Source organism: Arthrobacter sorbitolis (assembly GCF_054510995.1).
Window position 1 is genome coordinate 206,761 of record NZ_JBTNDM010000001.1, and the last position, 23,113, is coordinate 229,873.

At 70.6% G+C, this 23,113-nt stretch carries 25 protein-coding genes and 1 tRNA gene; 18 read left to right on the plus strand and 8 right to left on the minus strand.

Annotation, left to right across the window (positions count from 1 at the left end; all coding sequences use genetic code 11):
- The first annotated feature begins 49 nt into the window (after positions 1–49).
- The 7 genes from rimM to ACX80K_RS00985 all read left to right on the plus strand — a co-directional run bounded on the left by rimM (position 50) and on the right by ACX80K_RS00985 (position 4,644).
- The gene (gene rimM, locus ACX80K_RS00955; protein WP_459270014.1) at positions 50–616 is read left to right on the plus strand and encodes a ribosome maturation factor RimM; all 567 of its coding nucleotides are present in this window, start codon (positions 50–52) and stop codon (positions 614–616) included.
- The gene (gene trmD, locus ACX80K_RS00960; RefSeq protein WP_459270015.1) at positions 616–1,407 is read left to right on the plus strand and encodes a tRNA (guanosine(37)-N1)-methyltransferase TrmD; all 792 of its coding nucleotides are present in this window, start codon (positions 616–618) and stop codon (positions 1,405–1,407) included. The genes rimM and trmD overlap by 1 nt, the downstream gene beginning before the upstream one ends.
- A gap of 215 nt (positions 1,408–1,622) precedes the next feature.
- Positions 1,623–1,982 (plus strand): 50S ribosomal protein L19, encoded by a 360-nt coding sequence (rplS, locus tag ACX80K_RS00965; RefSeq protein WP_104166690.1) that lies wholly within the window; start codon positions 1,623–1,625, stop codon positions 1,980–1,982.
- An 8-nt stretch (positions 1,983–1,990) separates the two neighbouring features.
- Positions 1,991–2,680, plus strand: coding sequence for a signal peptidase I (lepB, locus tag ACX80K_RS00970; protein WP_459270016.1), 690 nt, complete (start codon positions 1,991–1,993; stop codon positions 2,678–2,680).
- A 74-nt stretch (positions 2,681–2,754) separates the two neighbouring features.
- On the plus strand, positions 2,755–3,573 hold the full coding sequence (gene lepB / locus ACX80K_RS00975; RefSeq protein WP_459270017.1) for a signal peptidase I: 819 nt from the start codon (positions 2,755–2,757) through the stop codon (positions 3,571–3,573).
- Positions 3,570–4,310, plus strand: a complete 741-nt coding sequence (locus tag ACX80K_RS00980; RefSeq protein ID WP_459270018.1) for a ribonuclease HII — start codon at positions 3,570–3,572, stop codon at positions 4,308–4,310. The genes lepB (ACX80K_RS00975) and ACX80K_RS00980 overlap by 4 nt, the downstream gene beginning before the upstream one ends.
- A 7-nt stretch (positions 4,311–4,317) precedes the next feature.
- A complete protein-coding gene (locus ACX80K_RS00985) occupies positions 4,318–4,644 on the plus strand; it encodes a DUF2469 domain-containing protein (protein WP_104050546.1) in 327 nt (108 codons plus the stop codon).
- 66 nt (positions 4,645–4,710) lie between these two features.
- Here the strand turns inward: ACX80K_RS00985 and ACX80K_RS00990 are convergent, their stop codons facing one another.
- Positions 4,711–4,929 (minus strand): hypothetical protein, encoded by a 219-nt coding sequence (locus ACX80K_RS00990; RefSeq protein WP_459270019.1) that lies wholly within the window; start codon positions 4,927–4,929, stop codon positions 4,711–4,713.
- 234 nt (positions 4,930–5,163) lie between these two features.
- Between ACX80K_RS00990 and ACX80K_RS00995 the strand changes: the two genes are divergently transcribed.
- The 6 genes from ACX80K_RS00995 to ACX80K_RS01020 all read left to right on the plus strand — a co-directional run bounded on the left by ACX80K_RS00995 (position 5,164) and on the right by ACX80K_RS01020 (position 10,692).
- Entirely contained in the window at positions 5,164–5,520 is a 357-nt protein-coding gene (locus ACX80K_RS00995) for a YraN family protein (RefSeq protein ID WP_459270020.1), read from the plus strand.
- Complete coding sequence (locus ACX80K_RS01000; RefSeq protein ID WP_459270021.1) at positions 5,520–7,055, plus strand: YifB family Mg chelatase-like AAA ATPase; 1,536 nt, start codon at positions 5,520–5,522, stop codon at positions 7,053–7,055. The genes ACX80K_RS00995 and ACX80K_RS01000 overlap by 1 nt, the downstream gene beginning before the upstream one ends.
- Positions 7,052–8,245 (plus strand): DNA-processing protein DprA, encoded by a 1,194-nt coding sequence (gene dprA / locus ACX80K_RS01005; RefSeq protein ID WP_459270022.1) that lies wholly within the window; start codon positions 7,052–7,054, stop codon positions 8,243–8,245. Before ACX80K_RS01000 ends, dprA begins: the two co-directional genes overlap by 4 nt.
- A gap of 82 nt (positions 8,246–8,327) precedes the next feature.
- Positions 8,328–8,936 (plus strand): methylated-DNA--[protein]-cysteine S-methyltransferase, encoded by a 609-nt coding sequence (locus tag ACX80K_RS01010; RefSeq protein WP_459270023.1) that lies wholly within the window; start codon positions 8,328–8,330, stop codon positions 8,934–8,936.
- An 82-nt stretch (positions 8,937–9,018) separates the two neighbouring features.
- Positions 9,019–9,951 carry a tyrosine recombinase XerC gene (locus ACX80K_RS01015; RefSeq protein WP_459270024.1) on the plus strand — a complete coding sequence of 311 codons (933 nt, stop codon included), beginning with the start codon at positions 9,019–9,021 and terminating at the stop codon, positions 9,949–9,951.
- A 237-nt stretch (positions 9,952–10,188) separates the two neighbouring features.
- Entirely contained in the window at positions 10,189–10,692 is a 504-nt protein-coding gene (locus ACX80K_RS01020) for a DUF3145 domain-containing protein (RefSeq protein ID WP_104178861.1), read from the plus strand.
- A gap of 112 nt (positions 10,693–10,804) precedes the next feature.
- Here the strand turns inward: ACX80K_RS01020 and ACX80K_RS01025 are convergent, their stop codons facing one another.
- The 6 genes from ACX80K_RS01025 to aceE all read right to left on the minus strand — a co-directional run bounded on the left by ACX80K_RS01025 (position 10,805) and on the right by aceE (position 18,776).
- Complete coding sequence (locus tag ACX80K_RS01025) at positions 10,805–12,040, minus strand: beta-ketoacyl-[acyl-carrier-protein] synthase family protein (RefSeq protein WP_459270025.1); 1,236 nt, start codon at positions 12,038–12,040, stop codon at positions 10,805–10,807.
- A 110-nt stretch (positions 12,041–12,150) separates the two neighbouring features.
- Positions 12,151–12,396 (minus strand): acyl carrier protein, encoded by a 246-nt coding sequence (locus tag ACX80K_RS01030; protein ID WP_026552001.1) that lies wholly within the window; start codon positions 12,394–12,396, stop codon positions 12,151–12,153.
- Between the two features lie 75 nt (positions 12,397–12,471).
- Positions 12,472–13,533, minus strand: coding sequence for a beta-ketoacyl-ACP synthase III (locus tag ACX80K_RS01035; RefSeq protein ID WP_459270026.1), 1,062 nt, complete (start codon positions 13,531–13,533; stop codon positions 12,472–12,474).
- Entirely contained in the window at positions 13,530–14,495 is a 966-nt protein-coding gene (locus tag ACX80K_RS01040; protein WP_459270027.1) for an ACP S-malonyltransferase, read from the minus strand. The genes ACX80K_RS01035 and ACX80K_RS01040 overlap by 4 nt, the downstream gene beginning before the upstream one ends.
- Positions 14,496–14,573: 78 nt before the next feature.
- Positions 14,574–15,902: a PucR family transcriptional regulator gene (locus ACX80K_RS01045; RefSeq protein WP_459270028.1), complete on the minus strand. Its 1,329-nt coding sequence runs from the start codon at positions 15,900–15,902 to the stop codon at positions 14,574–14,576.
- Between the two features lie 120 nt (positions 15,903–16,022).
- A complete protein-coding gene (gene aceE, locus ACX80K_RS01050; RefSeq protein WP_459270029.1) occupies positions 16,023–18,776 on the minus strand; it encodes a pyruvate dehydrogenase (acetyl-transferring), homodimeric type in 2,754 nt (917 codons plus the stop codon).
- A 347-nt stretch (positions 18,777–19,123) separates the two neighbouring features.
- Here aceE and ACX80K_RS01055 point away from each other — a divergent pair, with 347 nt between their 5' ends.
- The 5 genes from ACX80K_RS01055 to ACX80K_RS01075 all read left to right on the plus strand — a co-directional run bounded on the left by ACX80K_RS01055 (position 19,124) and on the right by ACX80K_RS01075 (position 22,877).
- On the plus strand, positions 19,124–19,543 hold the full coding sequence (locus ACX80K_RS01055; RefSeq protein ID WP_459270030.1) for a DUF3052 domain-containing protein: 420 nt from the start codon (positions 19,124–19,126) through the stop codon (positions 19,541–19,543).
- A 3-nt stretch (positions 19,544–19,546) separates the two neighbouring features.
- Complete coding sequence (locus tag ACX80K_RS01060) at positions 19,547–20,011, plus strand: redoxin domain-containing protein (protein ID WP_459270031.1); 465 nt, start codon at positions 19,547–19,549, stop codon at positions 20,009–20,011.
- Entirely contained in the window at positions 20,008–20,991 is a 984-nt protein-coding gene (locus ACX80K_RS01065) for an NAD-dependent protein deacetylase (protein ID WP_459270032.1), read from the plus strand. Before ACX80K_RS01060 ends, ACX80K_RS01065 begins: the two co-directional genes overlap by 4 nt.
- 89 nt (positions 20,992–21,080) lie before the next feature.
- Positions 21,081–21,707 (plus strand): hypothetical protein, encoded by a 627-nt coding sequence (locus ACX80K_RS01070; protein ID WP_459270033.1) that lies wholly within the window; start codon positions 21,081–21,083, stop codon positions 21,705–21,707.
- Positions 21,708–21,857: 150 nt separating this feature from the next.
- Positions 21,858–22,877 (plus strand): acyltransferase family protein, encoded by a 1,020-nt coding sequence (locus ACX80K_RS01075; RefSeq protein ID WP_459270034.1) that lies wholly within the window; start codon positions 21,858–21,860, stop codon positions 22,875–22,877.
- 85 nt (positions 22,878–22,962) lie between these two features.
- Here the strand turns inward: ACX80K_RS01075 and ACX80K_RS01080 are convergent.
- Positions 22,963–23,038: transfer RNA gene (locus tag ACX80K_RS01080), tRNA-Val, on the minus strand.
- Between the last annotated feature and the right edge of the window lie 75 nt (positions 23,039–23,113).

A 23,113-nucleotide genomic window follows, 5' to 3' on the forward strand; every position in this document is an offset into this window, starting at 1 on the left:
TCTCATGTACCACCTGTAGCACCACCGACAGAACAGCAGGAGCACCACCATGGATGTACTCGTAGCGCGGATCGGCAAGCCCCACGGCATCCGGGGCGAGGTGACCGTCCAGCTCTTCACGGACGCCCCCGAGGACAGGTTCGTGGCCGGCGAGACCTTCCGCGTGGAGGATGCGACGGTCACCGAGCTGACCGTGGTGCGGGCACGGTGGAACAAGGACATCCTGATCGTCGGGTTCGAGCAGATCGCCGATCGCAACCAGGCAGAGACGCTGCGCGGCGCCCAGCTGTTCATCGACACGGACGAGGCCCACGACGAGGACGACGCCTGGTACGAGCACGAGCTCGTGGGTCTCGACGCCCGCGTGGACGGCGTGAGCGTGGGCAAGGTGACGGGACTGCGGACGATGGCGGTCCAGGACCTCCTGGTGGTCGAGCTCGCCGACGGGCACGAGGCGCTCGTGCCGTTCGTGGGCGAGATCGTGCCGGAGGTCGACCCGGAGGGGGGCTTCGTGGCCATCGTGCCCCCGGCCGGACTGTTCGACCTCAACACCCCCGGCTCCAACCAGGCACCCGACGACGGCGACGACGTCGTCCCCGGCGAGGCCCGCGACTAGTGCGCGTCGACGTCGTCTCCATCTTCCCGGAGTACCTCGCCGCACTCGACCTGTCGCTGATCGGCAAGGCACGGCAGGACGGCGTCCTCGACGTGCGCGTCCACGACCTCCGCTCCTTCACCACCGACCGGCACCGGACGGTGGACGACACCCCCTACGGCGGCGGGGCGGGCATGGTGATGAAGGCCGAGCCGTGGGCCCAGGCACTCGAAGCCGTGCTGGCCGAGGCGCCCCCGGCACCGCGACGGCCCACGCTCGTCGTCCCGTCGCCCGCCGGGGCGGTCTTCGACCAGGCCATGGCCCACGAGTTCGCGGACCTGGACCACCTCGTCTTCGCCTGCGGCCGGTACGAAGGCATCGACGAGCGCGCGATCGACTGGGCGCGTACCGGGTTCGACGTCCGGCCCGTCTCCCTCGGCGACTACGTGCTCAACGGTGGGGAAGTGGCGGTCCTCGCCATGGTCGAGGCCGTGGGCAGGCTCATCCCCGGCGTCGTCGGCAACCCGGAGTCGCTCGTCGAGGAGTCCCACGCCGACGGCCTGCTCGAATACCCGGTGTACACCAAGCCGTCGTCGTGGCGGGACCGGGACGTCCCCGAGGTGCTGCTCAGCGGCAACCACGCGAGGATCGCGCAATGGCGGCGTCTGGAGCAGTTCCACCGCACGGCGGACCGGAGGCCGGACCTGCTCGCGGCCGTGGACACCACGGCCCTGACGAAGGCCGACCTCAAGGCGCTGCACGAGGCGGGGTTCGACGTCGTCGACGGCAGGCTGACGCGGACGGCGCATTAGCGGATCGCCGCGTCGCTGTGGAACAATAGGAGATCGTGTCCACTGGGCCGGATCCTGCCACAGGGGGAGTCCGGCCAACAGTTCGCACACCCCGGCCACCGATTCTCCGGATCGGCCGGGAAACCTATTTCGGCGGCGTTGCCCGGGCCATCGGTCCTGTCCTCGACCGCCGTGACCAACGTGAGTGACCTGTGGCGTTCACCAGGAGAATCAGCATGCATATCCTCGACTCCGTCGACGCCGGATCCTTCCGCGACAACGTCCCCGACTTCCGCGCCGGCGACACCGTCAACGTCCACGTCAACATCATCGAAGGCAAGAACACCCGTGTTCAGATCTTCAAGGGCTTCGTCGTCGGCCGCCAGGGCGACGGCATCCGCGAGACCTTCACGGTCCGCAAGGTGAGCTTCGGTGTCGGCGTGGAGCGTACGTTCCCCGTCCACAGCCCGGTCCTCGACCGGATCGAAGTGGTCTCCAAGGGCGATGTCCGCCGCGCGAAGCTGTACTACATGCGCGAACTGCGCGGCAAGGCAGCCAAGATCAAGGAGAAGCGCGACCCCAAGACGGTCAAGTAACCCCTCTGGTGCAGTCCACCCCCGCTTCCCGGTCACCGGCCGGAGAGCACCCGGAACGCCGGCCCCACCGTGTGGGCTGGCGTTTCGTGTTCTCCGCCGTCGTCGTCGCAGTCCTCATCACGGGACTCGTCCGTGGTTTCCTCGTCGACGTGTACTTCATCCCCTCGGCCTCCATGGAGCCGCTGCTCGTCGAGGGCGACCGGGTGCTCGTCACCAAGCTGGACGACACACCGGGGACGGTGCGCCGCGGCGACGTCGTCGTCTTCGACGGTCGCGGTTCGTTCGACCCCATCACGGATCCCCGCAGCGTCCCCGAGCGCGTCGTGGCGGCCGCGGGCCAGTGGCTCGGTCTCACCGGCAGCGACACCGTGTACGTCAAGCGCGTGATCGGCGTCGGCGGCGACCGCGTGACCTGCTGTTCGGCCGACGGCCGCCTGAGCGTCAACGGGTCGCCGACCGACGAGCCCTACGTCCATCCGGGGGACGCTCCGAGCGAGGACGAGTTCGACGTCGTGGTCCCCGAGGGACGCCTGTGGCTCCTCGGGGACCACCGATCGGCCTCCATGGATTCCCGGTCGCTGCTCGGCGCGCCGGGCGGAGGGCTCATCGCCGAGGATCGGATCATCGGACGGGCCTTTCAGCTAGTCTGGCCACTTGACCGGTTCGCCCCGATCGACCGGCCCGCGACGGCGTCGTAGCGGTACGGACGCCCAGCAGGACCGCACCCGGCGGGAGGCCACCGGGTATCACGACCACAGAGGAAACCATTCACATGGCACGGAGCTTCCGCAGGAAGTCGCCCACGGGGCCCGAGGCACCCGCAGGACACGCGTTCGAGCCGGACGGCGGCGCTCCGACCGGTGAGGCGTCCGGGGACTCCCCGCGCGGCAGGAAGGACGCCGACCGCGGCTTCGGGGCGTGGCTGAAGGAGATCGCCACGATCGTCGTGATCGCGCTGGTGCTGTCCTTCCTCATCAAGACCTTCCTGTTCAGGGCGTTCTTCATCCCGTCGGGATCGATGGAGGAGACCCTCGAGATCGACGACCGCATCTTCGTCAACCAGCTCGTACCGCAGCCCTTCGACCTCCAGCGGGGGGACATCGTCGTCTTCCGCGACACGGAGAGCTGGCTCCCGCCCCAGCCCGAGGCGCAGGTCAGCTGGCTGAAGGAGGCGCTGATCTTCATCGGCCTCGCCCCGGACGAGTCGCAGCAGCACCTCGTCAAGCGGGTCATCGGACTCCCGGGCGACCACGTCATCTGCTGCGACGCCCAGGGCCTGCTCACGGTCAACGGTGAGCCCCTCGAGGAGCCCTACCTCTTCCCCGGCGCGACCCCCTCGGACCTCCCGTTCGACGTCGTCGTCCCCGAGGGCAAGGTGTGGGTCATGGGGGACCACCGGAATGCCTCGGCGGACTCCCGCGCCAACCAGGACAAGGAGGGCAAGGGCTTCGTCGACGTCGACGACATCGAGGGCAAGGCCGCGGTCATCGCCTGGCCCCTCAGCCGCATCGCGTTCCTCGGCAACCACCCGGACGTCTTCGACGGCGTCCCCGAGCCCCAGGGTGCGGCGTCCACGCCTGCAGGATCATGAGCGCGGTGCGCAAGCGCTCCACCGCGCCCACCCTGGGCGTCGAGCGGGCCTTCGCCGCCCACGGGCACCGGTACATCGCCGGCTGCGACGAGGTGGGCAGGGGAGCGCTGGCCGGACCCGTGTCCGTCGGGATCGTCGTCGTCGACCTCGACGCCGCGACCGGCCTCCGCGGCGTGCGGGACAGCAAGCTGCTCCTGCCGGCCCAGCGCGAGGCGCTGGTGCCGCGGATCCGCCGCTGGTCCGTCGCCTGCGCCGTGGGACACGCATCGGCCGCGGAGATCGACGAGCTCGGCCTCATGGCCGCGCTGCGCGCCGCCGGGTCCCGGGCGTGGGAGACCGTCGTGGACACGGTCACGCCGGACGTGGTCATCCTCGACGGCAACCACGACTGGCTGTCCGCCCGGTCTCAGGGACTGCTGTTCGGGACCGGCGACGGAGGTACGGCCCCCGTGGAGCCCGGAGGGTGCACGGCCCCGGTGCACACGCGGATCAAGGCGGACCTGAAGTGCCTGAGCGTCGCCGCCGCGAGCGTCCTGGCGAAGGTGGAGCGGGACGCCCTGATGGTGTCGCTCGCCGCGAGCCATCCGGCCTTCGGCTGGGACGGGAACAAGGGGTACGCCACCGAGGTGCACCGGGCCGCGATCGACGCCGCCGGACCGAGCGAGTACCACCGGAAGACGTGGCGCCTGGGAAGCGCGGACAGGCCTGACGCGACGCACATCGAAAGTGGAGGATGATGAACTGATGAGTGCCGAGGATCTTGAGAACTACGAAACCGACATGGAGCTGCAGCTCTACCGCGAGTACCGGGACGTCGTCGGGCTCTTCAGCTACGTCGTCGAGACGGAGCGCCGGTTCTACCTGGCGAACAACGTGGACCTGCAGGCCCGGTCCGCCGACGGCGAGGTCTACTTCGACCTGACACTGCAGGACGCCTGGGTCTGGGACGTCTACCGTTCGGCGCGATTCGTGAAGAACGTCCGCGTGATCACGTTTAAGGACGTGAACGTGGAGGAGCTGTCGAAGTCGGACGACATCGCGCTCCCGAAGGACGGCACGCTGGGCAACTGACGGCCGGCGGTCCGTCGCGGGCTGCGGGAGCGGGTAGCCGGCCGTTCCGCCGGCGGTGCTCCTCCGTCAGGCGGTGGGGCTGGCGTCGTCCGTCCCACCGTAGGGGAAGGCCTCCTCGCCGTCGCTCGGGACGTCCGCTGCCTGTTCGAGGCGGTCCGCCTCCGACCCGCCCGTCCCCTCGCCCGCGATCTCCCCACCGGAGGCCGTATCGCCGGCCTCGTCGGGAACTCCCTGTTCCAGCAGATCGGCGTCGCTCCCGTCGGGAGGGAACTCGTTCGTCTCCATGGTGTCCTCCTTCACCTCGTGCCGGCGTGCTCACGCCGCCCTCCTACGGTACGAGGTGAGGCGGAGCAGGAACCAGCCCTCCGACCGTGTCCGGCCCGGGAACGCCTGCCGCGCGGAGCCGGTCGACATGCCGCCGGCGTCCTCCCGCGCCCGGGCTCGAGGTTGTCCACATAGCCGCCGCGGGCCCTGCGGCCGGCCGCTGGGTCCACGAGTCTGGTGGAGGAGGTGAGGCCCATGCTGGCCAAGGATCAACTGGGGCGTCGCGGGGAAGCGACGGCCGCCGGCTTTCTGGAGCAGGCGGGACTGACGATCGTCGACCGCAACTGGCGGTGCCCGGCCGGGGAGATCGACCTCGTGGCGGTCGACGGGTCCACGCTCGTGATCGTCGAGGTCAAGACCCGGAGCTCCGACGACTTCGGACAGCCGCTGGAAGCCATCACCGCGGGCAAGCTCGAGAGGCTCTACCTGCTCGCGTCGAAGTGGGCGCGGGCGCACGACCTGAGGTTCAGCGGCATCCGCATCGACGCCGTGGGTGTGCTCGACGACGGCTCGGGGGCGCCGCGGATCGAGCACGTCCGGGCGGTGATCTGATGGCGCTCGGCCGCACCTACGCGGTGTCCCTCGTCGGCATGAACGGGCACGTCATCGAGGTGGAGGCGGACATCGGCCAGACCCTGCCGGCGTTCGTGCTGCTGGGCCTGCCCGATGCGTCCCTCAACGAGGCGAAGGACCGTATCCGCGCTGCGGCCCGGAACGCGGGCGTCCCCCTCAGCCGGCGCAAGATCACCGTGAACCTCATCCCCGCCTCACTGCCGAAGCGCGGGTCGGCCTTCGACCTCGCGATCGTGATGTCGGCCCTGTCCGCCGCAGGGGACGTCCGCGGCTGCGGCGCCACGGTCTTCCTGGCGGAGCTGGGGCTGGACGGTCGGCTCCGGCCCGTGCGCGGGGTCCTGCCGGCCGTGATGGCCGCCGTGGACGCCGGGCATCGGAGCATCGTCGTGGCGGAGGAGAACGCCGCCGAGGCGGCGCTCGTCCCGACGGCCGAGGTCCGATCGTTCCGGACGCTCGCCGAGGTGGCCCTCGTCTTCGGCGCCGATGCCGCGCAGGTCCGGCTGCCCGACCCCGTGGACCGGGGCGAGTCGGGCGTCCCCGTGGTGCGGGCCGAGCCCCTGAAGGACCTGTCCGACATCGCCGGCCAGCAGGAGGCCAGGTTCGCGCTCGAGGTCGCCGCGGCGGGGTCCCACCACCTCCTCATGGTCGGGCCCCCCGGCGCGGGAAAGACCATGCTCGCGGAGCGGCTGCCGGGCATCCTGCCGGATCTCGAGGACGACCAGGCGATGGAGGTGACCGCGATCCACAGCCTGAGCGGCGAGCGGCACTGCACAGAGCTGGTCCGCAAGCCGCCGTTCGAGAGTCCCCACCACACGGCGACCCCCGCCTCCATCATCGGAGGGGGCAGCGGCATCCCGAGACCCGGCGCCGCGTCGAGAGCGCATCGCGGGATCCTGTTCCTCGACGAGGCGCCGGAGTACGAGCGCCGCGTCCTCGAGGCGCTGCGGGAGCCGCTGGAGAGCGGTCGCCTCGTCCTCCACCGTGCCTCCGGTACCGCTTCCTACCCCGCGCGGTTCCAGCTCGTCCTCGCGCTCAACCCCTGTCCCTGCGGCCTCGCCAACGGCAAGGGGATCGACTGCCTGTGCACGGCCCAGCAGCGGCGGAGGTACTTCAACCGCCTGTCCGGGCCGCTGCTGGATCGCGTCGATCTGCAGCTCGCGGTGCATCGCGTGGGCCTGGCGGACTACGTGGGAGGGTCGAGCGCCGAGGCGTCGGCGGTCGTGGCCGCACGCGTGGCGAAGGCGCGGGCGGCCCAGCGGGAGAGGTTGCGCCGCTGGGGCCACACCACGAACGCCGAGGTCCAGGGACGCGTCCTCCGGGGCGACCTCGCCCTGCCGCGGACCGTCACCGCTTCGCTCGACCGGGCCCTCGACCGGAACCTCGTGAGCGCACGCGGGTGGGACAGGGTCCTCCGCGTCGCGTGGACGATCTCGGATCTCGGCGGCCGTGACCGCCCGGACGCGGACGACGTCGGCACGGCCCTGGGTTTCCGGATCCAGGAGCGTGCGGCATGACCGGTGTTGCAGACGCCCGGGTCGCGAGGGCAGCCCTGTCGCGGCTGTTCGAGCCGTCGGACGCGGTCGGACCGGCTCTGGTGTCCCTCGTCGGCCCCGAGGACGCGCTGCGCGTCGCCCGGCGCGAGCTCACGGCGGGCTCGCACCTCAGACGCATGCTGCAGGAAGCCCTCGGGACATCCGGCGGACGCCGGGACCCCCTGCACGACGGGCTGTCCCGGTGGGCCACGCGTCTCGGCGATCTCGCTCCCGAGCGGGACCTTGCGACGCTGGAACGGCTCGGCGGTCGGCTCCTCACGCCGGAGTCCGCGGAGTGGCCGGAGGCCCTCGACGACCTGCAACTCGCTGCTCCGCTGTGCCTCTGGGTACGGGGACGGAAGGACATCCCGGAGCAGGCCCGGACGGCCGCTCTCGTGGGATCGCGGGACAGCACCGCGTACGGCGAGTCGGTCACGGACGAGATCGCGTCCGGGCTCGCAACCCGCGGGTACTCGGTGATCTCGGGTGGAGCCTACGGTATCGACGCCCGGGCCCACCGGGCGGCTCTCGCCTCGTCGGAGGACGGGCAGCTCCCACCGACCATCGCCCTCCTGGCCTGCGGGGTCGACAGGTACTACCCCGCGGGCAACGAGGACCTGCTGAGGACCATCGCGGACAGGGGTCTGCTGATCTCCGAGGTCCCACCCGGCAGCTCGCCCACCAGGTGGCGGTTCCTGCAGCGGAACCGGCTGATCGCGGCCCTGGGTGCAGTGACGGTGGTCGTGGAGGCCCGCTGGCGGTCCGGCGCCCTCAACACGGCCCACCACGCGGCGGGCCTGGGCCGCGCGGTGGGGGCGGTACCGGGGTCCGTGCATTCCGCCAACTCCGCCGGGTGCCACCGACTGCTCAGGGACGGGAGCGCGGTGTGCGTCACCGACGCAGCCGACGTGGCCGAACTCGCCGGTCCGCTCGGCAGTGAACCGGGGGACCGGGAGAAGGAGGCTGCGTCGCCCACGCGGGAGCAGGACGGCCTGACCATCCCGGACCTGCTGCTCCTGGACGGACTACCGAAACGTGCCGCGACGACCGTCGACAAGCTGTCATCGGTCGCGGGCCTGTCCGTGCGCGACGTCATCAGCGGCCTCGCGCGCCTCGAACTCGCAGGCCTCGCCATCCGGGCCCCCGGGGGGTGGCGCCGGTGGTCGGGCTGAATCGCCCTCGAGGCGGGACACCGCAGGGATCCGGCACCTCGTCCCCTACCCACCATCCGCCGGCAGCACCAGGAGGACTTCCATGAAGAGCAGCAGGCACCTTCCCGGGGACGGGCGATGGCACATCCAGATCCCCTCGCCGGTGGGAGCACTCCGCGTCGTCGCCGGTAGCGCGGCGATCGTCGGGGTGTACCACGGCGACCACACCCCGGCGCCTCCGCAGGCCCTGCTCGGATGCCGGGCATGCCTGCCCGCCGGCGCCGCGGCATCAGGCGCCCTCGCGTCGACCGTCCCGGTCGGGCCCGCCACCCCTGACCCGACCATCGCCCTCCTGCGGCAGGCGGCCGCGGAGCTGGGCGAGTACTTCGCCGGTTCCCGCCGGGAGTTCGAGGTGCCGATCGAGTTGCAGGGCACGGCCTTCCAGCTCGCCGTCTGGACCACCCTCACCCGCATCCCCCACGGGCAGCGCCGCAGCTATCGCGACATCGCGGGCGACCTGGGCAACCCTGCGATGGGACGTGCGATCGGGGCGGCCGTGAGGGTCAACCCGGTGTCGATCATCGTCCCGGGACACCGTGTGGTCAGCAGCACCGGTGCCGTCGTCGGCTACGCGGCGGGCCCGGAGACCAAGTCGGCGCTGCTCGACTTCGAATCGGGTCCGGTACCCGTTCCGACCGAGGGCGGGGCCTGACCGGTCCCGCCGGCTCTCAGCCCTCCGACCGCCGCCTGCGCGGGGAGGGGAACGGACGTGGATACTGGTTACCGGAGGGACGATGACATACGAGGGCGCAGCGCAAGGGCACGCGCTGGATGCTGCCGCGGAGGGCTTCGAGCGGTACCTGACGCAAGAACGCAACCGGTCCCCGCACACGGTGCGCGCGTACCGCAAGGACCTGCAGCTCTTCTTCGCCCACGCCGGCCGGTCGGGGATCTCCGACCTGGCCGAGCTGGAACTCCGCCACTTCCGGGCATGGCTCGGCGAACTCGATGCCGCCGGCCTGTCCCGTGCCACGATCGCACGCCGGGCCGCCTCGGTGCGGGTCTTCATGGACTGGGCGGTGCGGGAGGAACTGCTGAAGGCAAACCCGGCACTGCGCCTCCGATCACCCAGGCGCACCAGATCCCTGCCGGCCGTCCTCAGCCGGCCCCAGACCGGTGCTCTGTTCGAGGACCTCGAGGACCGCATGCTGGAGGGGGATCCCCACGAGCTCCAGCGGCGGGCGATGGTCGAGGTGCTGTACGGCACGGGCGTGCGGGTGGGAGAGCTGGTGGGTCTCGACGTCGACGACATCGACACCGAGCGGCGGACCCTTCTCGTCCTGGGCAAGGGGTCGAAGGAGCGGACCGTCCCCTACGGTGTCCCGGCGGCGCATGCCATCGACGACTGGCTCCGGCGCGGACGCCCGCGATGGCTGACGGAGAAGAGCGGGCCGGCCCTGTTCCTCGGCCGTCGCGGCGGGCGCATCGACCAGCGTGCCGTCAGGACCCAGGTCAGGGAGGCACTCGAGGCCCTGGGTGACACGGCGGCCCGCGGCCCGCACGCCCTCCGGCACACCGCCGCCACCCACCTGCTCGACGGCGGCGCCGATCTCCGGGCGGTGCAGGAGCTGCTCGGCCATTCGAGCCTCGCCACGACCCAGCTCTACACGCATGTGTCGGTCGACCGCCTGCGGCGCAGCTACGAGCAGGCGCACCCGCGGGCCTGAGGCGGAGCGCACCGTCCCGTGCCGGCCCGGCCGACAGCCCGGACACGTCCCGGAGGAGCCGTTCCCGGGGCCTGCGGTGACACAGTGGCGAAATTCACGTCCGTCCGGCACAATAAGCAGTAGTTCGGGCCCGCACCTCACGTGCGGGTGGGTCTCGTGAAGTTCCCGCTCATCTGCAAATTCCATAATCCGTTGAAGGTCGTTGGGGAAGACGTACCTACAGCTATGGAGGATGGAATGTCTGTTGTGATGGCGCGCGGTGTCTTGTACGTGCACTCAGCCCCTACTGCGTTGTGCCCTCATGTCGAGTGGGCGATCGGCTCGGTGCTGGACAAGCGCACCGACATGGAGTGGACGGCGCAGCCTGCCGCGCCCGGAATGCTCCGTGCCGAGCTGTCCTGGGTCGGCCCGCAGGGCACGGGCGCGCAGCTCGCCTCGGCCCTCCGCGGCTGGGCGCACCTCCGGTACGAGGTCACCGAGGAGCAGAGCGCCGGAGCCGATGGCGGCCGCTGGTCCCACACGCCCGAGCTCGGGATCTTCCATGCCACCACGGACGTCCACGGCAACATCATGGTGACCGAGGACCGCATCCGCTACGCCTACGAGGCCGGAGCCGGCGACCCGGCCGCGGTCTACCACGAGCTGTCCCTCGCGCTGGGAGAATCGTGGGACGAGGAACTCGAACCCTTCAGGCACGCCGCCGAGGGCGCCCCCGTGCGCTGGCTCCACCAGGTCGGCTGACTTCCGGCCGGATCGCCCGCCATCCGGCGCGGCGATGAGGAGGCACGACACGCACTGCAGCACGGAGAAGGGCGCCACCCCCGGGGTGGGGCCCTTCCCCGTTGACCGCCGGTCAGACGTTGCGGAGACCGATGAACGCGTTGTGGCCGCCGAAGCCGAACGAGTTGCTGAGCGCCACGATGTCGCCGGCGGGCAGGTCACGCACCGTCGTGACGACGTCGAGGGGGATCTCGGGGTCCTGGTTGTCCAGGTTGATCGTTACCGGTGCCTTCCGCTCGTAGATCGCCAGGACGGTCATGACGGCCTCGACGGCGCCGGAGGCTCCGAGGAGGTGGCCCGTCTGCGACTTCGTCGCCGACACCGCGACCTGGTCGATGTGGGCACCGAGCGCGGCCTTCAGGGCCGTGTACTCGGGCTTGTCCCCGACCGGGGTGGAGGTCGCATGCGCGTTGACGTGCACCACGTCCTCCGCCTGGGCGCGGGCATCGAACAGCGCCGCCTTGAGTGCGCGGGTGGCTCCCAGCCCCTGGGGGTCCGGTGCCGTGATGTGGTAGGCGTCCGCGGTGACGGAGGTGCCGCCGAGCTCGGCGTAGATGCGCGCTCCGCGGGCCAGGGCGTGTTCCTCGGCCTCGAGGACGAGGGCGCCGGCGCCCTCGCCCATGACGAATCCGTCTCGGGCCGTGTCGTAGGGGCGGGAGGCGAGTTCCGGCTCGTCGTTCCGCCGGGACAGCGCCTGCATGGCCGCGAAGGCAGCGATGGGCATCGGATGGATCGCGGCTTCGGCGCCGCCGCACACCACGACATCAGCCTTGCCGGACCGGATGAGTTCGAGGCCCTGGTGGAGCGGCTCGGTTCCCGAGGAGCCGGCCGACACGGGGGTATGCGCTCCGGCGCGTGCGCCGAGGTCGAGGCTGACGGCCGCGGCGGGGCCGTTCGGCATCAGCATCGGGACCGTCATGGGCAGGACCCTGCGCGGGCCCTTGTCGCGCAGGGTGTCCCACGCGTCGAGCAGCGTCCACACGCCGCCGATGCCGGTCGCGAAGGCCACCGCGAGGCGGTCCTTGTCGACCTCCTCGATGCCCGAGTCGCGCCACGCCTCACGGGAGGCGACGACGGCGAACTGCGTGGAGGGATCCATGCGCTTCGCCTCGACGCGGGAGAGGACCTCGGACGCGGGGGTGGAGATCTGGGCGGCGAAGGTCACCGGCAGCTCGTACTGCGCGACCCAGTCGGCCTCGATGGTCCGCGCTCCCGAGACGCCCTTGAGGGAGTTCGCCCACATGGTGGGGACATCCCCTCCGATGGGGGTGGTTGCACCGAGTCCGGTGATGACGACTTTGCGTGGCATGGTCACTCTTTCGAAGCTGGGGCGCCGGCGGCACCGGGCGAGGAGTCGACGACTGCGGCCGCCCACGGCGGGAACACCGGGGGCGGCCGCAGCGCCAGGGACTGCAGGAACTAGGCCTGGGCGCCCGAGATGAAGGTGACGGCGTCGCCGACGGTCTTCAGGTTCTTGACCTCTTCGTCGGGGATGCGCACGCCGAACTTCTCCTCGGCGTTGACGACGATGGTCATCATCGAGATGGAGTCGATGTCGAGGTCGTCGGTGAAGGACTTGTCCATCTCCACGGACTCGGGCGCGAGGCCCGTCTCCTCGTTGACGATCTCGGCCAGTCCGGCCAGGATTTCTTCGTTGCTAGCCATGGTGGCTCCTTTTCTGTTCTTGCCGGTTCACCGGCGGGGATGGGCAGACCGCGTTGCGCGGGCTGGGCTTGGAAACTAGGGGAGGACCACGACCTGCGCCCCGAACACGAGACCGGCTCCGAAGCCGATCTGCAGGGCCAGCTTGCCGCTGAGGGCGGGCTGCTCCTTCAGGGTGCGGTGCATGGCGAGGGGGATGGAGGCCGCCGAGGTGTTGCCGGCATCCACGATGTCCCGTGCGACGTACACGTGCTCGGGCAGGTTCAGCTGCTTCACCATCTCATCGATGATACGGATGTTCGCCTGGTGGGGGAGGAACACCGCGAGATCGTCCGCGGTGATACCTGCCGCGTCGAGTGCCTGCTGGGCGACCTTCGCCATCTCCCAGACGGCCCAGCGGAACACCGAGGGCCCGTCCTGGCGCATGGTCGGCCACAGGCTCTCCTGCCCGGCGCCGCCGTCCTCCTCCGCCTCCGCGTCGGTTGCGACGGCACCCATCGCGAAGTCGCGCACGTCCAGCAGGGAGCGGGTCATCCGAATGGCCTCGTGCTTGCTGCCGTCGGAGCCCCACACGGACGGGCCGATGCCCGCGGAGTCGCCGGGGCCGATGACGACGGCGCCGGCGCCGTCGCCGAGGAGGAAGGAGATGGTGCGGTCCGCGTTGTCGATGAAGTCGGACAGCTTCTCCACCCCGACGACGAGCACGTAGTCGGCGGTCCCGGCGTGGACCAGGGCATCACCCTGGGCGATGCCGTAGCAGTAGCCTGCACAGGCGGCCGAGATGTCGTAGGCAGGCGCCGGCGTGGCACCGAGGCGGTCGGCCAGCTGCGCGGCCGCGGAGGGGGTGGCGTAGGGGTGGGTCACCGTCGACACCAGGACGGCGCCGATCTGCGACGCGTCGATGCCTGCGGACGTGAGTGCCTCCCGGGAGGCCGCTTCCGCCATGTCGATGACGCTCACGTCCCGGGGCGCGCGGTGGCGCGTCACGATGCCGGTGCGCTGCCGGATCCACTCGTCGGAGGAGTCGATCCACTGGCAGACGTCGTCGTTGGTGACGATGATCCCGGGGCGGTAGGCGCCGACGCCGAGGATGCGCGTGTGCTCGCGGAGAGGGGCTTGCTTGAGGGCGGTGATGCTCACTGGGGTCCTTCGGAGGTAAGGGACGGATCGAGGTCCGTGGTCCGCGAGTGCTCCTCGATGAAGCTGCGGGCGGCGTCCAGGTCCTCGGGCGATTTTACGGCGAGCGTCGCCGTGCCGCGCATTCCGCGTTTCGCCAGCCCCGTCAGAGTGCCCGCGGGGGACAGCTCGATCATGCCGGTGACGCCCATGGACTGCATCGACTCCATGCACAGATCCCAGCGGACGGGGCGGGAGACCTGGGCGATCAGGCTGTCGAGGTTGCCGTCCCCGGTGGCCACGGGCCGGCCGTCGTGGTTGGACATCAGTGTGGCCACGGGGTCCGCCGGTGCGAGTGAGGGCCGCAGCGCCTCGAGCGCCGTGACGGCGGGGGACATGTGGTCGGTGTGGAACGCGCCCGCGACCTTCAGGGCGATGACGCGGGCCCTGGCCGGGGGGTTCGCGGCGAGCTCGCCGAGCTGCTCGAGTGTCCCGGCCGCGACGACCTGCCCGCCACCGTTCGCATTGGCGGCCGTGAGGCCCAGTTCGGCGAGGCGTTCCGCCACCTCGGCGGCGTCGCCGCCGAGGACGGCGCTCATGCCCGTCGGCCGCGCTGCGGCCGCTTCCGCCATCGCCGTGGCACGGACGCGGACGAAGGCGACGGCGTCGTCCTCGCTGAGGGCTCCGGCCACGGCCGAGGCGGTGAGCTCTCCGACCGAGTGGCCGGCGACGACGGTGGCGGCGGTCAGCGCACGGCCTTCGAGGAGCACACGCGCCGTCACGAGGCCCGCGGCGACGATGAGCGGCTGGGCGACCGCCGTGTCCTTGATGGTGTCCTCGTCGGAGACGGTGCCGTGCCGCACGAGGTCCGTCCCGGCGCGGTCGCTGAGTCGCTCGAGGTGGTCGCGGACCCCGGGGAGCTCGAGCCAGGGGCTCAGGAAGCCCGGGGTCTGTGAGCCCTGTCCGGGGCAGGCGATTGCAAGCACTGTTCCAGCTTTCCAAATCGGCGAGGCATTATCGGGTGTTCGGCTGAACCAAGCTGGCTGTGCCGCGTTGTAGGAAGTCTACAAGTCTCCGGCGAAGTCGACGGCTGCTGCTCCCGAGGTGCGCGCACCGTTCGGTCGAACGCCACGTGGTGTACCGCCCGCTGACCCTCCGCCCGGTGCGGCGACGGGCGGAGGCGGGGCCGAGAGGCGCCCGACCACGAGCGCCGTCTGCAGGACGAATGCCTCCCGGGCGACCAGCGGGTCCCAGCCGGTCACGTCGCAGACGCGGCGGAGCCGGTACCGGACCGTGTTCGCGTGCACGAAGAGGGACCTGGACGTCGCCTCCAGGGAGGAGCCGAGGGAGAGGTAGGCGGAGAGCGTCTGCTCGAGGCCGTTGGAGGCCGCCAGGAGGGGGCGGTAGATGGTGCGGACCAGGGCGCGGCGCGCGGTGTCGTCGCCGGACATCACGCGCTCGGGCCAGAGGTCCTCGGAGGAGACGGGACGGGGCGCCCCGGGCCAGGCGCGGGCGGCGGTGAGCCCCGCGAACGCGGCCTGGGCGGAGGTGCTCGCCTCGACGAGCGACTCGGCCTCGGGACCGAGGACGACGGCGCCGGCCCCGAACAGCTCGGTGATCCTCGGGTACGCCTTGTCCGGGTCCCGGACGCCCCCGAGGACGAGGATGAGCCGCTCGCCCTGGATGCCCACGAGGACGTCCTCGGCGAGCCGGCCGGTGACGCGCCGGAGCTCGTTGAGGAAACCCGCGTCGGGCTCCTGCGGGGCGCTGCCCACCATGACCGTGATGCGGGCCTGAGACTTCCAGCCCACGGCGGCGATGCGCGAGCGGAGCGCGTCCGAGCTCTCGCCGCGAAGGATCGCGTCGACGACGAGGGCCTCGAGGCGGGTGTCCCAGGATCCCCGGGTCTCCGCCGCCCGTGCATAGACGTCGGCCGCGGCGAACGCCACCTCGCGCGAGTAGCGGAGCACGGCCTCCCGCAGGGGGCCCTGGTCGGCCGCGGGGGCCAGGAACGGCACGTGGTCCTCGACGACCTGCACCACCACGCGGATGAGCTGCAGGGCCTTCTGCAGGCTGATCGACCGGGTCAGTTCCGTCGGGGCCGTGCCGAAGACGTCGCTGAGCACCCAGGCGGGGGAGACGGGCTTCTGGTACCAGTTGACGAAGGAGGCGATGCCCTTCTGGGCCACCATGCCGAGGGCCGACCGCTCGTCGGCGCGGAGCCCTCGGTACCACGGGAGGTCCGCGTCGAGCTGCTTGAGGGTCGCCGTCGAGAGCGAGCCGATCGTCGCCCGCAGCTTCTCGACGGTGGCCGGGTCCGCCGGCGCGGGCCCAGCGTTGGTGGCTCCGGCGGCGCTCCGGGCGCGACCGGGGACGTCTTCGGGCTGCGGCATCCTCCGAGCATACGGTCTCGGCGCCGTCCTCCCGTATTTGTGGAGGAGCTACAAAAAAGGGGCGACGGCGGGAGCAGCGGTGGGCCGCCCCCGCCATCGCCCCCGAGCGGGGTGGCGGCTCTAGGAGTCGCCGCCCGCGTTGCCGGTGGTCCCGGCGTTCACGTCGAGCAGGCGGTACTTCTCGATCGCCTCCTTGGGTGCGTTCGCGTCGACCTCACCGCGGCGGGCGAGCATCTCCAGCGCACGGACGACGACGGAGTGGCTGTCGATCTTGAAGAACCGGCGAGCCGCGGCCCGCGTGTCTGAGAAACCGAACCCGTCGGCGCCGAGCGTCGCGAACTCGTTCGGCAGGAACTGGCGGATCTGGTCGGGGACGGCCTTCATGAAGTCGGAGACCGCGACGATGGGACCCGTCGCGCCCTCGAGCTGCTGTGTGACGAACGGCTTGCGGGCCTCGGCGCCGGGGTTGAGGAACGCATCCTCCTCGGCCTCGAGGCCGTCGCGGCGCAGTTCGTTCCAGGACGTCACGGACCAGACATCGGCCGAGACACCCCAGTCCTTCGCCAGGATCTTCTGCGCCTCGAGGGCCCACGGGACGGCCACGCCGGAGGCGAGCAGCTGCGTGCGGGGCCCGTCCACCTTGGCGGGCTTCAGCAGGTAGATGCCCTTCAGCAGTCCGTCGACGTCGAGTTCCTCGGGTTCGGCCGGCTGCACGAACGGCTCGTTGTACACGGTGATGTAGTACATGACGTTGCGGGAGGACTCGGGCTTGTCGCCGATGTCCCCGTACATCCGGTTCAGGCCGTCGCGGACGATGTGCCCGATCTCGTACCCGAACGCCGGGTCGTAGGTGATCACGGCGGGGTTCGTCGACGCCAGGATCGGCGAATGGCCGTCGGCGTGCTGCAGCCCCTCGCCGGTCAACGTGGTCCGGCCGGCCGTCGCGCCGATGATGAAGCCGCGGGACATCTGGTCCGCGGCGGCCCAGATCGAGTCACCCGTGCGCTGGAACCCGAACATCGAGTAGAAGACGTAGATCGGGATGAGCGGCTGGCCCTGTGTGGCGTAGGCCGTGCCGGCGGCGGTGAACGCGGCCATGGACCCGGCCTCGTTGATGCCGGCGTGCAGGATCTGGCCCTCGACGGACTCCTTGTAGGCGAGGACCAGGTCGCGGTCCACCGACAGGTAGTTCTGGCCGTTCGGGTTGTAGATCTTCGCCGTCGGGAAGAACGAGTCCATGCCGAAGGTCCGCGCCTCGTCCGGGATGATCGGCACGATCCGCTTGCCGAACTCCTTGTCCCGCATGAGGTCCTTCAGGATGCGGACGAACGCCATGGTGGTCGCGGCCATCTGCTTGCCGGATCCGCGCTTGGCCGTCTCGTAGGCCTTGTCGCCCGGCAGGACGATATCGGCGTGCTTGGTGCGCCGCTCCGGGACGAATCCGCCGAGTTCGCGGCGGCGCTCCATCAGGTACTTGATCTCGGGCGCGTCGGCACCCGGGTGGTAGTACGGCGCGTTGTAGAGGTCGTCGTCGATCTGCTCGTCGGTGACGGGGATGCGCAGGTGGTCGCGGAACGCCTTGAGGTCCTCGTTCGTCAGCTTCTTCATCTGGTGGGTCGCGTTGCGGCCCTCGAAGTGCGGGCCGAGGCCGTAGCCCTTGACGGTCTTCGCGAGGATGACGGTCGGCTTGCCCTTGAACTCCGTGGCCGCCTTGTAGGCCGCGTAGACCTTGCGGTAGTCGTGCCCGCCGCGCTTGAGCTTCCAGATCTCGTCGTCGGAGAGGTCCTCGACCATCGCCTTGGTCTCCGGGGACTTGCCGAAGAAGTGGTCGCGGACGAACCCGCCGGACTCGGCCTTGTACGTCTGGTAGTCGCCGTCGGGCGTCTGGTTCATGATGTCGACCAGGGCGCCGTCCTTGTCCTTCTCGAGCAGCGAGTCCCACTCGCGCCCCCAGACGACCTTGATGACGTTCCAGCCCGCACCGCGGAAGAACGCCTCGAGCTCCTGCATGATCTTGCCGTTGCCGCGGACGGGTCCGTCGAGCCGCTGCAGGTTGCAGTTGATCACGAAGTTCAGGTTGTCGAGCTTCTCGTTCGCGGCGAGCTGGAGCAGGCCGCGCGATTCGGGCTCGTCCATCTCGCCGTCGCCGAGGAAGGCCCACACCTGCTGGTCGGCGGTGTCCTTGAAGCCGCGGTTGTGCAGGTAGCGGTTGGACTGCGCCTGGTAGATGGCGTTCATGGGGCCGATGCCCATGGAGACCGTCGGGAACTCCCAGAAGTCGGGCATCAGGCGGGGGTGCGGATAGGAGGACAGCGCGTGTCCCTCCTTCGACTTCTCCTGCCGGAACCCGTCGAGGTCCTCCTCGGTCAGGCGCCCTTCGAGGTACGCCCTCGCGTACATCCCGGGGGAGGCGTGGCCCTGGAAGAACACCTGGTCGCCACCGCTCGGGTGGTCCTTGCCCTTGAAGAAGTGGTTGAAGCCCACCTCGTACAGCGTCGCCGCGCCGGCGTACGTCGAGATGTGCCCGCCGACCCCGATCTCCGGGCGCTGCGCGCGGTGCACCATGACGGCCGCGTTCCAGCGCAACCATGCGCGGTACTTGCGTTCGATCTCCTCGTCGCCCGGGAACTCGGGTTCCTGGTCCGCGGGGATCGTGTTGACGTAGTCCGTCGTCGTGACCATGGGCACGCCCACGGACTGCGCACCTGCACGCTGCAGCAGCGAGCGCATGATGTACTGCGCGCGCTCGGTGCCCTGGGTGCTGATCAGCTGGTCGAGGGATTCGATCCACTCCGCGGTCTCCTCGGGATCGCCGTCGGGCTTGCCGACCGTCAGACCGCTCAGAATATCCGCCGTACCTTGTTCTGCAGCCACGCGATATCTCTCCACTTCCACGGATCTTGTCCGTGTCGCTTAGTGCCTGCGCACGGCTCGTTGGGCCCGCGCAGAGATGCATGCCCGGCGCTACCACCGCGGCCATATACCGCCTCACTCTATCGCCGCCGTGCGGTCGGTGCGTAGCAGGAGCGGGGACTCGGGGCAGATTACGCCGAGGGCTTGCACACACGTCGTCCGCCCGCCCGGGCGACGGGCCGCGGGCCGCGGGCCGTCCAAATCCGTTGACTGGCTTGATGCTTGGCGCATAAGGGTGTTGGCTGGTGGCATGTACATCCATACCAGGGACCGTCATGCGACAGTCCCGTCTTTTCAGGAGGAGCTAAGTGAGCGAGGCTGAAGCCGCCACTGCGGTCAACGTGGCAGGCAAGTTGGGTTTCAAGAACGGAGACCTCGTTCAGGAGCTCGGATACGACGACGACGTCGACTTCGACTTCCGGGAGAACCTCGAGGAGGGTGTGGGGTCCGAACTGCTCACCGAGGACGACCAGGACGTCGTCGACGGCGTCCTCCTGTGGTGGCGGAACGGTGACGGGGACCTCGTGGACGCCCTCGTGGACGCCCTGACCTCGCTGGGCGCCTCGGGCGTCGTGTGGCTGCTCACCCCCAAGTCCGGCCGCCCCGGCTACGTCTCGCCCGCAGATGTGCAGGAAGCAGCCCCCACCGCCGGCCTCCACTCGACGTCGTCGGCCGGCGTCTCCAGGGAATGGTCGGCGACGCGGCTCGTCAGCCGGCGGAAGCAGTAGGCCTTGGCACTGGACGTAGGGGCCGTCGCCCCTGAATTCACGCTCGCGAACCAGTTCGGCGAGACCGTCGAGAGTGAATCGCTGGTCGGCGGCGCGGTCGTCGTCTTCTTCCCCTTCGCCTTCTCGCGGGTGTGCACCGACGAACTCGGTCAGCTGCGGGACAACCTCGACCTCTTCGACGCCGCGGGTGTGAGCCTCGTCGCGGTGTCCGTCGACCACAAGTACACACTGCGTGCCTTCGCCGACGCGAACGACATCTCCTTCGACCTCCTGGCGGATTTCTGGCCCCATGGGACCGTCACGCGGGCCTTCGACGCCTTCGACGACGTCCACGGTTACGCCGAACGCATCAGCTACGTCCTGGACGGCTCCGGGACCGTGCGTGCGGTCGTCTCCTCGCCCCACGGGCAGGGGCGGCCCATCGCGGACTACGCCCGCGCGCTGAGCTCGGTCGAAGCCGCACTGTGACCGCCGGGTCCGGCCGTTCGCCGGACGACCTGCCCGGTCCCGCCTCGAATCCGGGGCTCGGCCTGACGGGCTTCGTGAGTGCGGCGCCCGCGGAGGGCCTCACCCCGCTCGGCCAGGACGAACGCCGGCTCCTGGACCGGGCCGTCGCCCTGCTGGGCGGCCACCGGCTCGCCGTCCTGACCGGGGCGGGCCTGAGCACGGACTCCGGCATCCCGGACTACCGCGGACCGGAGTCGGTGCCGCGCAGTCCCATGACCTACCAGCAGTTCGTCGGGGACGAGGCGCTGCGTCGCAGGTACTGGGCACGGAACCACGTGGGCTGGCGGCACCTCCGCCGGGCGGACCCCAATGCGGGCCACGCGGCCGTCGCGCTGCTGGAACAGCGGCACCTGCTGTCCGGGCTGATCACGCAGAACGTCGACAGGCTCCACTCCTCTGCGGGCAGCGTCAACGTCATCGACCTGCACGGCACCTTCGACCGCGTCGTCTGCCTGCAGTGCGCGTCCACCTTCCCGCGGTCACGGATCGCCGACATCCTCGAGGGGCTCAACCCCGGCTATCTCGAGCGGGAGTCGGATGCGGGGGATGTCGCGCCGGACGCCGACGCCGACGTCGACGACACGGGCGACTTCGTGATGGCCCCCTGCCCGGTCTGCGGCGGGATGCTGAAGCCGGACTTCGTGTACTTCGGGGAGAACGTGCCCAAGGGCCGCGTCGCGGAGGCCTACGCGATGGTCGACGACGCCGGTGCGCTCCTCGTCGCCGGGTCCTCGCTGACCGTCATGAGCGGGCTGCGGTTCGTCCGCCACGCGGCGAAGGCCGGCAAGCCCGTGGTGATCATCAACCGGGGGCCGACGAGGGGCGACGAGTTCGCGTCCCTGAAGATCGAGGCGGGCGTCTCGGAGGCCCTGGACTACCTCGCACGGCAGTTGCCGGACCTCGGGCAGGCCCAGGGGATTATCCACGCCCGGTGCGAGTAGTTCGAGGAGAAACCGAGTAGGTACTACTGTTTCCGCGCCTCCCGGGGCGTCATAGGTTCATCCCATTGGTCTCTCAACCGGGGTGGAAAATGCGTTCTTCGACTAGGTCTCTTCTCATCGCTCTCGGCACGGCGGCGGTCCTCGTCGTCCAACCCCTGCTGATGGAACCCGGGAGCCAGGCCGCGGAGGACGTCCCCGTGGCCGTCCAGGCACCTGCGGCCGAAGCTCCGTCGCCGGCCGGCGTGCAGGAGGGTGTGCAGGACCGCGTGCACGACGGCCTCCAGGACCGCACCGACGCATCCCTGCCCGGCGCGTCCGCGGCCGACACTGATCCGTCGCCGTCGCCGTCGCCGTCGCCGTCGCCGTCGCCGCGGCCGTCTGGCAGCGGGATGGGCGGGGACCTGCCTCCGGAGGACCTCCCCTCACCGCCCTACCCGCAGTGCCCGATCACGGAGGCCGGCGCCTGGTGGACCGACCCGGCCGATCCCTACACCTGCATCCCGCCCGGATCCCTCCCCTTCCACGAGCCCACGCCGCCGGGGATCGACCCCGTGCTGCTGGAACCGATCTTCGAGGAACCCGGGACGGCACCGGACCCGGGGGACGACTGCCGCAGCACCGGGACGCTGCAGTGCACTGTCACCATCATGGGCCAGGACTATGTCGTGACGTTCGCGGACGGCGAGCCGGTCGGCATCCAGGAGGTGCAGGGCTAGCCGCTCTGCCGGATCCGCGGGCGGACGGCCCCGTGAACCATGCCGTCGACGAAAGTGCCACCTCCCGTCACCGGCCGTCGGGATTGGTATCCGGCCACCGGCCGGGCCACGCTTGGATCGATACCCATTCATCCGACCGTGGAGGAGCGCTTGACGACCCTGCGTGCACCGACACCGGGCGCGCCGACGCCGGACGCGCCGTCGGTCCGCTCCGGGGCCATCGACGCCCTGCGGGTCCTCGCGGTCGTCGGGGTCGTCGCCGGGCACGTCTGGTCGGGCCCGCTCGTCGACGCCGGCCTCTACACCTGGCACGTCCCCGCATTCTTCCTGCTGTCCGGGTATCTCTGGAGAGCCCGGGAACCGGGGACCCGACGGGTGTCGGTGACGGAGGCGAAGAAGCGCTTCGGGACGATCATGGCGCCGTTCTTCGCCTGGCTGGTCGTGACCCTGATCGTCCACGTCGCCATCCATCAGCATCGCGGGACGCTGACGCCGGAGGCGGTGATCCTGCCCCTCCTGGGCGGGTCCCTCAATGCAGGACCGTTCGGGGCGTACTGGTTCATGCCGGCGCTGTTCCTCTCGGCCGTCCTGTTCCGGGTCCTCGAGCGTGTCCCGCTCGTCCTCCGGGTAGCGCTCGTCACCGGCCTGGCGCTTCTCACCGATCTGTTCAGGGAGGTGCTCGCGCCGCTGCCCATGTCGCTCGGCGTGGCAGGGGGCGCGCTCGTCTTCCTGCTCGCGGGCCAGGGACTGCAGCACCTCCGCGGTCGGGTGAGGGCGCCGATCCGGGTCGGCGCACTGTGCCTCGCCGCGGGCGCGGCACCGGTCCTCGCCGGGGTGTCGGCGCCCCTGGACATGAAGTACGGCGAGCTCGGTACGCCGGTGCTCGGGGTCGTCGTCGCGGTGCTGATCGACGTCGGCCTCCTGCTGATGCTCGAGGGCCTGTTCCCGCTGCTGCCCGGCTGGGTCCATGCCCTGGCGGGAAGGCTCGCCGCGGGCTGCCTGATGGTGGTGCTGACCCACACGTACGTCCTCTGGCTGCTCGACGTGCCGGACGCGGAACGGTCGCCCTGGGTCCTGCTGGTCGCCCTGGTCCTGCCGTGGTCCGTCGCCCTGGTCCTCCACCGGACACCGCTCTCGCGGCTGTTCCTCGGGATGCCACGCGCCACCTGATCGGCCACGTACGCCTGCCCCTGCCCGGACAGCAGAGAACCCCGCCTGTCAGGGGAGGATATCCCTCGATGGGCGGGGTTTCTCGTGGTGGGTCCTACCGGGATCGAACCGATGACATCCACGGTGTAAACGTGGCGCTCTACCAGCTGAGCTAAAGACCCTCGTCCTGCGATCCGCCGTCCCGGCGGCTGCCGGGCGGCTGCATCACGAGGGAAGACTATACCGGCCGGCCGACG